This is a genomic window from Bradyrhizobium sp. 141, from assembly GCF_023074055.1.
In the GTDB taxonomy this organism is placed as follows: Bacteria; Pseudomonadota; Alphaproteobacteria; order Rhizobiales; family Xanthobacteraceae; genus Bradyrhizobium.
This window is the reverse complement of record NZ_JADPKR010000078.1, coordinates 60,138-71,757: the sequence shown is the minus strand read 5'-3', so window position 1 is coordinate 71,757 and position 11,620 is coordinate 60,138. Positions and strand designations below refer to the sequence as shown.

Here is an 11,620-nt window from a genome sequence, read left to right as displayed (position 1 = left end):
GAATGGGCGCGCCGGCGACTTTGGGCTGTGTCGCCGATTGCGGTTTGTCCTGCCGATCGGTGCAAGCGAAGAGGGATGGCGATAGTAGAATGGCGCTTGCAGATCGACGACAACGGCGCTCTATCTGGAAGGGCCGGAGTCTTCGCGCTCGGCGAAACGATTTCGGACGGGACACATGTCAGGTGCAAGCAAGCCGGTGCGCAACGTGCGGCCTCGGACTCCATCCCCAGGTAAGCGTGCATCCATTCTGCGCGCTGCGCGGGAGTTGGTCACAGCCGTCGGCTTTCGCGATACCCAAATGAACGCCGTTGCCGAGGCGGCCGGTGTTGCCTTGGGAACGCTGTATCGCAACTTCCCATCCAAGGCCGAGCTCATGGTGGAAGTTGTTGCGGAAGTCGCTCAGCGCGAAGTTGATGTCGTGGCGAAGGTCGCCGTTGGCGACGGCACGGCCGCCGAGCGCCTGTCAGCGTCCGCGTGGCAGTTTGCAAGCCGGGCCCTGTTGGGACGCAAGCTCGCGCATGCCCTCGTTGCCGAGCCGGTTGAGCCAGAAATCGAATCGGCCCGGCTGAAATATCGCAGGAAGCTTGCGCGTGTGTTCGAGGGGATCATCGAGCAGGGAATTCGCGACGGAGAATTTCCTGCTCAGGACGTACAAGCCTCTGCGGCGTGCATCGTCGGCTCGCTTTTTGAAGGTCTGGTCGGCCCCTTGGCTCTGGACAGCCTGTCTACGGCGCAGCGCCAGCGGCAAGCACAGGCAATCGTCGCGTTTTGCCTGCGGGGCACGAGCGGGAAGATGGATTAAATCTGGCTGGCGCCTGCAACGCTCTGGCACCGGCTTCGCTCTAGCCAGTGTGAAGCGCCGTCACCGCGCCGCACCTTCCGTGAATGCGGTTTCAATCACGTCGCCGAACAGCTGCCACGACCGGCCGTCAAATTGCACCAGCCGCATCTGCTTGATCGGCAGATAGTTGCTGGGCGAGGTGTTCATCCTGATGTCGGGCAACGCAACGGAGGGCTGATAATTCCTGAGCGACGCCGCCTGCCGCATGATGTTCTCGCGTGAGACATCGTCGCCGCATTGCTTCAGCACCTGCGTCAGCGCCTCGGCCGCGGCGTAGCCATAGAGTGCGGCGCTGTTGTTCGTGCTTTCGACCTGATGGTACTTGTCCATGAAGCCGAACCAGTCCTTCATGGCGGAATCGTCCTTCCATGCGGGATCGCTCGGATCCTTCAGAAAGGCTGCCGAGATCACGCCGGCGGAGTTCTCCAGGCCCGCGGGCGCCATCGCATTGGCGATCGAGGCGGAGGCATCGTTGACGATGAACACCGGATGCCAATTCATTGACGCCGCCAGCTTGATCACCTTGGACGCCGTCGACGGCACGCCGAGAAAGACGAAGATGTCGGCGCCGGCGCGCTTGAGGATCGAGACGTGCCCGTCGAGATGCTCGTCCTTGATGTCGAAGGCGATATCGACGAGGACATGACGGTTCAGATCGCCAAGCCCTTCCTGGATGCCCTTGTAGAGCATGTGTCCGAACTGGTCGTTCTGCCAGAGCACAACGATCTTCTTCCTGGGATAATAGGCCTGAATGTAATTGGCGTAGATGCGCCCTTCCGAGCGGAACGAAGGCTGCCAGCCCATGGTCCAGGGGAACGCCTTCGCCCGGCTCAACTCCTCGTCGCCGGAGGCCACGAACAGCTGCGGGATATTCTTCTCGTTCAGATACCAGCGCGTGGCGAGATTGCCGGGCGTGCCGAACGACCCGAACATCAGGTGCACGTCGTCCTTCTCGACCAAATTGCGCGTCAGTTCCAGCGCGTAAGCCGGATCGGAATTGTCGTCGCGCGTGATGAAGCGGATCTTGCGACCGTTGATGCCGCCACGCGCGTTGACCATGTCGAAATAAGCGGCCTCCGCCTGGCCGATCGCGCCGAACTCCGAGAGCGGCCCCGAATACGGCATGACATTGCCGATGCGGATTTCCTTGTCGCTCGTGGATTGGTCCGGGCGTTGCTCGGACATCGCGCCGAGCGACGCGATAGCGGCGATCAAAACGAACAGCAGTCTGCCGGTGACGCGCATGCTCGACACCTTGTCGTTGGCCCCCAACGAGGTCGGCTCATTCCGCACCTAGGCGAGTTGATCTACGTCAAGCGTTTGGCAAAGCTGTGGCTGAGCGGCTGTTTCGGAGCAAGGCTTGGCGGCCGGACCGAAACGGCAGGCGTGCTGACACGCCGCTGAGGAGGTCGTCATGCCCGGGCTTGTCCCGGGCATCCACGTTCTTTGTGCCGCAAGGAAAGGCGTGGATGGCCGGGACAAGCCCGGCCATGACGTTGTGGAGGCTCTCGTGCCCCCCTACGGCAGCCCCCGTGCCTCGAGCTGATGCACCAGCAGCAGTGTCGGCTCGGCGAGGCTGTCGCTGGAGCCGTCAAGGCCGAAGGCGCTCGCGATGCCGTCGCGGCTGCGTAGCAGCGCGCTACGCGGACAATGACCGGCGCCGCAGAGCGTCTTCTTAAGGGTCTCGCCCTGCGTCACGAGGGCAGGGGAATCGTCCGTGGCCCAGGCCAGCACGATCGGCACATCGACGTTGAGGATGCCGGGGAAGACCGAGCGCTTGTTGTACTGGCTGGCGTCGCTGCCGAGATAGGCCTTCTCGCTGTCGCTCGCGTCCTTGCCCGCACGGTAAATGCCGGACACCAGCACGACGGCGGCGACATCGGCGCGGTCGGCCTGCAACTCGGGATGCGCCAGCAGGGTTGCGACATGAAAGGCGCCGGCCCCGTAGCCGACCGCGACGATCTCGCGGGCATCGCCGTTGAACAGGTCGATATTGCCGTGAACCCAGGACAGCGCCGCCGCCACGTCGGTCGCTCCCATCGGCCAGGTCGCCGAAGGGGCCAAGCGATAATTGACACGCACCCCGATCATGTCGTTGCGCGCGGCAAAGCACATCGCCTGGTCCTGGATCTGGCGCGACAGTTCCGGTGCGGCGCGGTCGCCGGCGAAAGTGTCGCTGGCCACGAACAGCAGCACCGGCCGCGGCGTATCCGCCTTGGTCGCGCTGGCGGCGACATCGAGCACGTTGGCTTCGCTCTCGCCGTAGCGCAGGCCCCGCGAGAAGGTAACCTGCTCACACAGCCGCGCGGTGCCGCCGGCCGCGGTGTCGTTGTCGGTGAGGCCCACTTGCACGAGATCGGACGGCGGCGAGAGCCGGGCCGGCAAAGGTCCGTGCGCAGAGGCCGAGGTCATGGTCAGAAGCAGGAAAAATGTCAGATAGTTCTTCATGATGATGCCGGCTTTGCGGGTCTCATATTGGCTCGCAGATATAGCCTGTCTTTTCAATTCGCCTCATTACTCAGCTGGCCTTGAGGCGAATTCACGGCACCTTTGGCCGGCACGGGGCCGGCGCGGAATAGCCGTCCCCCCTGGCATGCTGTCGCTTTTCGAACGAAAGTTCACGGCCCCCGGGGCGCAGCCGTTTTGTCTCGATCCGTCAAGCCGTTGTCCGGCGCCGCCGAGGCTTGAGCCGGACACGGTTTCTACTGTGCATGGGGTTGTTTTCACATTTTTTGTTTTGGACGACCGGTCAGGCCCGCTTCATCGTCCGGAACGTGATGGAGTAACGCCGTGCCTCGACCGGCGGGATGCTGTGCTCCCACTGCGAGCGCGCCTCTCCGTCCATCATGTAAAGCGAGCGCGGCAGAGCCTCGAGCGTATGGCGCTGCCATTTGTCGCCGCTCCGGCGGCGGAAGCGGAACTTGCACGCTGCGCCGAGCGACAGGCCGAGGACTTTGTCGAAATGCGGCTTGTCGCGGTGCCAGCCGATGCCGACGCCGACCTCATATTCGGTGCAAAGTACCTGGCGGACGCTGGCCTCCGGCAGCCCCGCCCATTGCTCGACCTGGCGCGCGACGGGCGCCAGCCAGTCCGGGATCGCCTCCGCCTCAGCCAGCCGCTGCAGCGAATAGTCGTAGCGATAGCCGAACGAGGCTACCCGGCGGTTGCCCTCGAACGCCCCGAACTGGAAGCGCTGGAGCGGCAATGCTGCGATGCGGCCGATCAAGGCCTGCTCGAGGGCGGCATCGATAAAATTGTCCGCATGGCGAAGCCCGGCAGGGCCCGCTTGCGGTTCGGCGAACAAACCTAGCTGCGTCATCCTCGCACGTCCGTGATGGAACCTAATGGCGGCTGATGCGACTTACATATGACGCGGGAAGAAACGTGCGAGGCTGTCATGGCAGAGAAGCATACCGCCGATCCGGCAGAGATCATGCGGGCGACCGGTCATCCCGAGCTGGAATATGCCGCCGGCTGGACCATCGCGGGCCTGGTCACCATCGGCACCATCGTTGCCGCCTGGGTGTTCGCGATCTAGGCGACAGGGAATTGGAGCTCGAAGGCGGCGCCCGCCTCGGTCGGCTTTAGCCTGATCGAGCCGCCATGGCTCGCCATCACCGCGCGCGCGATCGCAAGCCCCATCCCGGTCCCGCCCTGGTCGCGCCGGGTGGTGAAGAACGCATCGAAAATCCTGTCGCGGTTCGGCGCCGAGATCGGCTCGCCGTCATTGCTCACCGTCAGACGCACGGTCGTGCGCTCGAAGGCCGCCTCCAGCCTGATTGACCTTGCCTTGTGCCGCATCGCGTTGTCGGCGAGATGCGACAGTACGATCAGCGCCTTTTCGCCGGACATGCCGATGGGGCGGTCGAGGCTGCCGCTGGCCGAGATATCGCTTGCCGGAAACAGGCTCCTCAGGTCGGCGATCACGGGTGCGAGTTCCGTGCGCTCGTTCTGCGGCAGGCTTTCGGCACGGGCCAGTTCGCGCAGCCGTTGCGCCATTGCCTCCAGCCGCTGCGTGTCGGACAGGATGTTGGCGATGAACGTGTTCTGCTCGGACGGCGTCAGGCCCTCGGATTTGCCTTGAACCGAATCCTGCAACAGCTCGGCCGCGCCCTTGATCGAGGTCAGCGGCGATTTCAGCTCGTGGGTGAGGTGGGCCGAGAACGTCGCGATATAGTCCGAGCGCCGCGCCAGCTGCTCGGCCATGCCGAGGAAGCTGTGCGAGAGCTGGGCGAACTCGCTGGTGCCGTAATGCCGAAGCGGCTTGAACGCCTCGCGGTCGCCGCGGCCGATTCGAGCCGCGCGGTCGATCAGCTCGCGCATCGGCAGGGTGATGGTGCGCGAAAACACGAGGCCGATCGCGATCGTGCCGAGGATGACGGCGAGGCCGGCCAGCACGAACTTGGCCCGCTCCTGGTAGAGATGATCGAAAATATTGCTCGGCGTCCGCGTGGTGTAGATCACCCCCGCGACGCGGTTGTTGACGATCACGGGCATCGCCGAGAACACGTGCACGCCGAGGCCGCGGCTGAAGGAGTAGATCGGCGGCGGCGGCTTGTCCGGCACGCGGTTGCGCAAGGTAGCGCGGTATTGCCCGTGCAGCGCGTCTGCGACCTCCTCGATATGGGCAAGCGACTGCCCGACCTCCTGCCGCCCGGCGATCACGACGCCTTGCGGATCGAGGATACGAAAGCCTGCCAGGGTCACCTTCTGGGTCTCGCGGATGATCGGCGTCAGTTTTGCGCCGATCTCGACATAGGCAGGCTGCGCGGCCTGGGGAGCTGCTTGCGCATCCGGTCGCCGCCGCAACAGGTCGTTGGCGGTGAGATCGAGCGCGGGCCGGATCGGGGTGACCTGATCGCCGGGGTCGGGCAGCACGCCCGGCGGCACCTCGGCGCCGAGCGTGAGGCCGCTGTCGAGCCTCGTCGTGACCTCCTGTGCGTAGATCGTCGCCAGCACGCGGCTTTGCGCGATCAGCTCGGCTTGGGTCTGGCGGATGAGCTGGTTGTCGTAGAGGCGGAAGAAGAACAGGCCGACCAGCGGCAGCACGCCGACGGTCGCCAGCACCGTGAAGATCACGAGCGTGAGCGACGGCCGCCATTTATCGGGCGCCGCGCTCATGCCTCTGTCTCGCAGCGGCCAAGCTTGAAGCCGACGCCGTGGATAGTCTCGATCACGTTCTCGCAATTCTGCGCCGCCAGCTTTGCGCGGATATTGCGGATGTGGCTGTCGATGGTGCGGTCGGAGACCTGGATGTTGAGCTGATAGGCCGCCCGCATCAGCTGTTCGCGGTTGAACACCGAGGTCGGCCGGGTCAGGAACGCGCGCAAAATGCCGAACTCGATCGCGGTCAGTTTCAGCGGCGCGCCCGCGAAGGACGCGACATGCTGCTCGGGATCGATCACGAGCCCGCCTTGCATGAGCGCTCCCGGGCCGGCCTTGGCCTCGCCATTGCGCGGACTGAGCCGGCGCAGGATGACATTGACCCGCGCCACCAGCTCGCGCGGGCTGAAGGGCTTTGTCACGTAATCGTCGCCGCCGATCTCGAGGCCGAGGATGCGGTCGATTTCCTCGTCGCGCGCCGACAGGAACAGGATCGGCACGTCGGAGGTCTTGCGAATCTCGCGGCAGACGTCGAGGCCGTCGAATTCAGGCATGCCGATGTCGAGCACGATCAGGTCGGGCTTGTCGGCGGCAACGCGGCTGAGCGCCTCCCTGCCGTCGCGCGCCTCGATCACGTCCATGCCCGCCTTCTTCAAGGCGACACGGATGACCTCGCGGATGTGGCCTTCGTCGTCGACGATGAGAATGCGATGCGCCAAGAAATTCTCCACTCACCCCGTCAGCCGCCGGACCGAGCTTTCGCCTGGACGTCCAGCCGGCGCTGGAGCCGCCAGTTGCGAAAGCCCCAGCTTCGCCAGGCCAGGTCCCGGCGCTGCTGTTCTACAAGGCGGTCGCGGCGTGACACAAGGCAGCCCTCGCTGGCGGCGGGCCGCAGCGCGATCGCCTTGTCGATGGCGGGCAGCGCCTGCGGCCCAAGCGTCAGGAGATAGTCGATGTCGATCTGCACGCCTTTCCCCGACGCTTCCCGGCTGTGGGCGACGTTGTAGTCGGCGATGAGGGCGTCGAAGTTCACGAGCGAGCAGCCATAAAGCGCGATCGTCAACGCGACCAAATTGGCGCCGATCAGCCATTGATTGGACCTGTCGAACACGATGCGCGCGACGATCAGGATCAGGCCGAGCGCCACCAGCCCCATCCAGATGAAGGCCGCGATGCGCCAATAGGTCAGCATGTAGATGTCGATATAGAGATCGAGGCGAAGGATGGAGGAGGCGACCAGAAGCACGTTCTGCCCCACCCAGAGATAGACCAGCGGCCGGATCACCCTCGATTTCTCCGCCGGTCCGCCCGGACGCATCGCGACCAGCACAAAAGCGGCGGCAAGCAGCGCGGTCGCGATCAGCGGATAGGCGCCGCGATGGGCGTAGGCGGCGTAGGTCAAATTGTCGGGCAGCGCCACATGCCCCCAGAGATAGATGCCGTCGAGAATGGACTGCGCAGCAAACAGCAGATTGAACAGGATCAGCGAGCGCAGGATGGTCGAGGGGCCCAGGAATTCGGCCGAGACGAGGGACGGGAGCGGCGGGGGCAATGGGACATCGGCGATATCAGTGGTGGCAGCCGTCCTGCGCCGCCAGCGCACATGGATGAAGGGCCAGACCAGTGCCAGCATCATGGTCCAGAACAGCACGCGGGGGACGCTGACATATTCGAAGACGAGCTTTGGATTGAGCAGTGACAGCCATTGCTCGATCACCGGATTGGCCGCGGCGAACAGCGCGACGAACACGGTGCTCAGCGCTGTCGGCAGCAGCCACAGCGCGATGCCGCGGGTGAACGCCGACATGTTGAAGATCTGGAGCGCGTCGGGAAAGAGCCTGAAGGGACCGAGCAGGACGAAGTTGCGGAGTGCGCGGGCACGTTCGGCGAGATCGGTCGCCTCCGGATTGGTCGCAAGCAGCAGGGCCATGAGCAGCGCCGCGACGAGGATCAGGAACGAGAGCGTGTTGAGCTCCTCGACGGCCGGTACGAGACCGGCGACCAGAATGGCTGCGCCGGTCATCGCACGCCGCAGATCCAGAGCCGCATGATTGAACAGCACCGACACGCTAACGGTCGCGACCGCAAAGAGTATCAGCGACAGTCCGATCCGTTCGCCGTAGAACAGCCAGTCGGCCAGTGCGGCCAGCGCCAGCGCGAGGCCGAGCTTGGCGGGAATGATGGGATGCCTGATCGGCTGGAGGTCCGCTGCGATCGTCGAAGCCAGGCTCGTCATGTCCAAAAGACCTTTCGTGATATGTGGCATCACGAAGTCTGAAGAGGGCTTGTGCAGAAGGCGGGATCATCGTCTGCACGGTTTCAGGAGTCTTTTGCAGATTTCGTGCAGGCGGCCTTTTGCCTCTCGCCCGGCGCAAATCGCTTTGATAGGTGCGAAGCATTCGCCACTTCTAGCACGTGATGCATCATGCAATTGCTCCGCCGTATCGGCCTCGTCCTGCTCTGGCTTGCCGCGCCAGTCGTCGCGTTCGCGGCCGCGAACAAGAACGATCCTTATCTGGTGCCATTGCGCGGCGCCGGAAACATCGCGCTTGTCGTCGCAAGCATCGTGGTCGTCATCCTTCTGCTGCGCAGAGGGCGATGGCGTACCATCGCGGGCGAGCTGCTCGTCATGCTCTGGTGCCTGCCGCCGGTCCTCATGTCGGCCGCGCATCTGAAGTTCGAGCTGCGTAAGAACGATGTCCTCGGCGTCAGCGCGGCGGAAGCGCGTCAGCTCGGGCCGCACTTCATGGTTGGCTATTCCTCATTTCCCGAGGTTGCGCGCCTTGCCAAACAGGGATTGATCGGCGGCGTCTATGTTACCCGTCACAACATCCGCGGCAGGACCATCGAGGCGCTGCGGACCGAGATCGCCGCGCTCCAGGATGTCAGGCGCGCAGCGGGCCTGCCGCCGCTGGTCGTTGCTGCGGATCAGGAGGGCGGCATTGTGGGACACCTCGCGCCGCCGCTGACGAAAGTGCCGGCGCTGGCGACGCTCGCGGGGCTTATTCCAGAAGACCAGCAGGCCAAAGCCGAAGAGTTCGGCCGCATCCATGGCCGCGAGCTCGCGGACCTCGGCGTCAACCTCAATCTCGCCCCAGTGCTCGACCTCAAGCCACCGGCGCGGCGTAACCGGCTCGATTTCCACACGCTGATCGGCCAGCGCGCGATCGCGACCGATCCGGCTGTCGTCAGCACGATCGCGAGCGCTTATGTGCGCGGGCTGGAGCAATTCGGCGTCGGTGCCACGCTCAAGCACTTTCCGGGCATCGGTCGGGTGCGTGCCGACACACATCATTTCAGCGCCAATCTCGACACGCCGGTCAGGGAGCTCGAGGCATCCGACTGGCTCCCGTTCCGAGAGGTGCTATCGCATTCGCGGAGCGCGCTCATGGTCGGCCATGTCACGCTCACCGCCGTCGATCCCGATCGCGCCGCATCGCATTCGAAACGCGTCGTCGAGGGCATCATCCGCGAGACATGGGGTTACCAGGGAGTGGTGATGACCGACGACCTGGTGATGGGCGCGATCTATCAGAACGACGTCTGCAAGGCCGTGGTCGAGGCGATCAATGCCGGCGTCGATCTGCTGCTGGTCGCCTATGACGGTGCGCAGTTCTACCGCGTCTTCGCCTGTGCCCTGGACGGGGCGCGGCAGGGCAAGCTCGACGCAGCGATGCTGGGCGCGAGCGCGGCGCGGCTGGACCGGGGTTTTCCGTCCGAGAAGACGGGAGCCGCGTCACTCAATAGAAATAATACTCGGAGCTAGTCGCTGGGCGTCGGCGAGCTTTCCGCGACCCCTGCTGCTGCGCTTCTACACAGCCCGCGCGATCAATCCGTTGATCATCGCGCGCACGAGGCCCGCGATCTCGTTACGCAGCGCCGGCAGCGGCACGGCAACTAGCTTCTGCTCCAGTCCCAGTGCCACCATGCCATGCACCGCCGAGAACAGGCTGCGCGCCGTGATGCCGAGCTCCTCCGGGCTGCGCTTCGGAAACAGCGTGGCCAGCGGCTGGTAGATGTGGCGGAACAGTTGCAACTGGTCCTCGACGGACCAGTCGGGGACGGTCTTGTCGGCCTCCATGCGGTGCTCGAACAGCGCGCGCCAAAGCTGGAGATTCTCCGCTGCGAAATCGCAATAGGCGATGGCGATGCGGACCAGCGTCTCTTGCGGCACTGCCTCGCCCGCGCTGACCGCGGCGCTGAGCGCCTCGTCGAGTCGGAGCAGCGTGCGCGAGCCCACGCGCAGGATCAGCTCGTCCATGTCGGCCACGAGATTGTAGACCGCGCCATTGGCGCAGCCGATCTCGCGGGCGAGATCGCGGGTTTTCAGGCCGGAAAGTCCGCGGGCGGCAATCATCTGCTGCGCCGCCAGGATCAGGTCGGCTCGAAGTTTCTCTCGACGTTCCAAGGCTTTAGACATCCGCATGCCGTTTTTTGAGCGCTGCTCAAATTTCTCTTGAACGATGTTCAAGTTTGCTGCTACAAAGGGTGTGTGAGCAACGCTCATAACAGGGAGCAGCAAATGTTCAAGACCGTAGTGACACTTTTCCGAGGCAGCGTGGCCGCCGCGGGCGAAGAGCTGGAAGACCGGACGGCCCTTCTGATCCTCGACCAGCAGATGCGCGATGCGGCCGCGGCCGTCGAGCGCAGCAAGCGGACGCTGGCGTTGGCGATCGCGCAGGATCAGCAGGAAGGCCGCAAGCTCGAGGCGACCGTCGCGCGAATCGCCGATCTCGAAACGCGCGCGGTTGCGGCGCTCGACGGCGGCCGTGAGGATCTCGCCAGGGACGCGGCCGAAGCCATCGCGGGCCTAGAGGCCGACCGCGATGCGGCGCTGACGGCTCGTGCGCTGTTCGCGACCGAGATCGCCCGGCTGAAGCGGCACGTCGCGACTGCGCAGGCCCGCATCACCGAGCTCGATCGGGGCCGTCGCGTCGCCCGTGCCTCGGAGGCGGTGCGCTCGCTTCGCCGCAGTGGCATCGAGGCAGCGCGTCCTTACGAATCCACGCTGCCGGAGGCGGAGAGCACCCTGAGGCGTCTGCGCGATCGGCAGATGGAAGCCCAGGCTGCCGACGATGCGCTCGTCGAGCTCGATGCGGCCACGGGTCCCCTCGCCACCGCCGAGAGACTCGCCGAGCAGGGTTTCGGCCCGCGGCTGAAGACGACTGCGGACGACGTGCTGGCGCGGTTGAAGTCCAACCGCACGCCGACTGCCTGATCCCCAACCCCATCATCATTCGAGCCAACAGGAGACCATCATGAACCAGAACGGCCAGCCCCATAGCAGCGCCTGGGTGACCTTCACTTACGCGTCCTTTGCCGCCTCCGCATTCCTCGTCGCCATCGGCGTTTTCTTCCTGCCGATCGACTTCTGGATGAAGGGCTATCTCACCATGGGCATCGTCATGCTGATCCAGACCTGCATCACCCTGACCAAGACCGTGCGCGACAATCACGAGAGCAGCCGGCTGGTGAACCGCATCGAGGACGCGAAGGCCGAGCGGCTGCTGATGGAGGTGTCCAAGGCCGCCTGAAAAAAGTGCCTTGAGCCGATCCGGACGAGAAGCAAGAGGGCCGCGGAGCAACACACGCCGCGGCTCTCGCCTCCGCAACCATCCGGAATGACGCCAATGGCCACGAACCGCATCACGCATTGTGCTTCGGCCGTAGGTGGGA

12 protein-coding genes are annotated in these 11,620 nt (G+C 64.7%); 5 read left to right on the top strand and 7 right to left on the bottom strand.

Translation table 11 applies throughout. From position 1 onward, the window contains the following. Positions 1 to 175: 175 nt before the first annotated feature. Complete coding sequence (locus tag IVA81_RS20525) at positions 176 to 802, top strand: TetR/AcrR family transcriptional regulator (protein WP_256469356.1); 627 nt, start codon at positions 176 to 178, stop codon at positions 800 to 802. 60 nt (positions 803 to 862) lie between these two features. Here the strand turns inward: IVA81_RS20525 and IVA81_RS20520 are convergent, their stop codons facing one another. The 3 genes from IVA81_RS20520 to IVA81_RS20510 form a co-directional block, all read right to left on the bottom strand. Next, a complete protein-coding gene (locus tag IVA81_RS20520; protein ID WP_247321394.1) occupies positions 863 to 2,086 on the bottom strand; it encodes an ABC transporter substrate-binding protein in 1,224 nt (407 codons plus the stop codon). Between the two features lie 273 nt (positions 2,087 to 2,359). Then, entirely contained in the window at positions 2,360 to 3,289 is a 930-nt protein-coding gene (locus IVA81_RS20515; RefSeq protein ID WP_346659409.1) for a carboxylesterase family protein, read from the bottom strand. Positions 3,290 to 3,590: 301 nt separating this feature from the next. After that, on the bottom strand, positions 3,591 to 4,160 hold the full coding sequence (locus IVA81_RS20510; protein WP_247321283.1) for an alpha-ketoglutarate-dependent dioxygenase AlkB: 570 nt from the start codon (positions 4,158 to 4,160) through the stop codon (positions 3,591 to 3,593). A gap of 78 nt (positions 4,161 to 4,238) precedes the next feature. Here IVA81_RS20510 and IVA81_RS20505 point away from each other — a divergent pair, with 78 nt between their 5' ends. After that, positions 4,239 to 4,379, top strand: coding sequence for a hypothetical protein (locus IVA81_RS20505; RefSeq protein WP_007597071.1), 141 nt, complete (start codon positions 4,239 to 4,241; stop codon positions 4,377 to 4,379). Here the strand turns inward: IVA81_RS20505 and IVA81_RS20500 are convergent. The 3 genes from IVA81_RS20500 to IVA81_RS20490 are packed head-to-tail and all read right to left on the bottom strand — an operon-like array spanning position 4,376 to position 8,180. Continuing rightward, positions 4,376 to 5,962, bottom strand: a complete 1,587-nt coding sequence (locus IVA81_RS20500) for an ATP-binding protein (RefSeq protein ID WP_247321282.1) — start codon at positions 5,960 to 5,962, stop codon at positions 4,376 to 4,378. The genes IVA81_RS20505 and IVA81_RS20500 overlap by 4 nt on opposite strands. Further along, positions 5,959 to 6,663 (bottom strand): response regulator transcription factor, encoded by a 705-nt coding sequence (locus IVA81_RS20495; protein ID WP_247321281.1) that lies wholly within the window; start codon positions 6,661 to 6,663, stop codon positions 5,959 to 5,961. The genes IVA81_RS20500 and IVA81_RS20495 overlap by 4 nt, the downstream gene beginning before the upstream one ends. 20 nt (positions 6,664 to 6,683) lie before the next feature. After that, positions 6,684 to 8,180: a DUF4173 domain-containing protein gene (locus tag IVA81_RS20490; protein WP_247321279.1), complete on the bottom strand. Its 1,497-nt coding sequence runs from the start codon at positions 8,178 to 8,180 to the stop codon at positions 6,684 to 6,686. A gap of 189 nt (positions 8,181 to 8,369) precedes the next feature. Between IVA81_RS20490 and IVA81_RS20485 the strand changes: the two genes are divergently transcribed. Then, entirely contained in the window at positions 8,370 to 9,710 is a 1,341-nt protein-coding gene (locus IVA81_RS20485; protein WP_247321277.1) for a glycoside hydrolase family 3 N-terminal domain-containing protein, read from the top strand. 45 nt (positions 9,711 to 9,755) lie between these two features. Here IVA81_RS20485 and IVA81_RS20480 read toward each other — a convergent pair whose 3' ends face one another. Next, complete coding sequence (locus IVA81_RS20480) at positions 9,756 to 10,364, bottom strand: TetR/AcrR family transcriptional regulator (protein ID WP_247321275.1); 609 nt, start codon at positions 10,362 to 10,364, stop codon at positions 9,756 to 9,758. Between the two features lie 102 nt (positions 10,365 to 10,466). Here IVA81_RS20480 and IVA81_RS20475 point away from each other — a divergent pair, with 102 nt between their 5' ends. Both IVA81_RS20475 and IVA81_RS20470 read left to right on the top strand, forming a co-directional pair. Next, positions 10,467 to 11,162, top strand: a complete 696-nt coding sequence (locus IVA81_RS20475) for a PspA/IM30 family protein (RefSeq protein ID WP_247321266.1) — start codon at positions 10,467 to 10,469, stop codon at positions 11,160 to 11,162. Between the two features lie 40 nt (positions 11,163 to 11,202). After that, the gene (locus IVA81_RS20470) at positions 11,203 to 11,478 is read left to right on the top strand and encodes a YiaA/YiaB family inner membrane protein (RefSeq protein WP_063197515.1); all 276 of its coding nucleotides are present in this window, start codon (positions 11,203 to 11,205) and stop codon (positions 11,476 to 11,478) included. Positions 11,479 to 11,620: the final 142 nt, after the last annotated feature.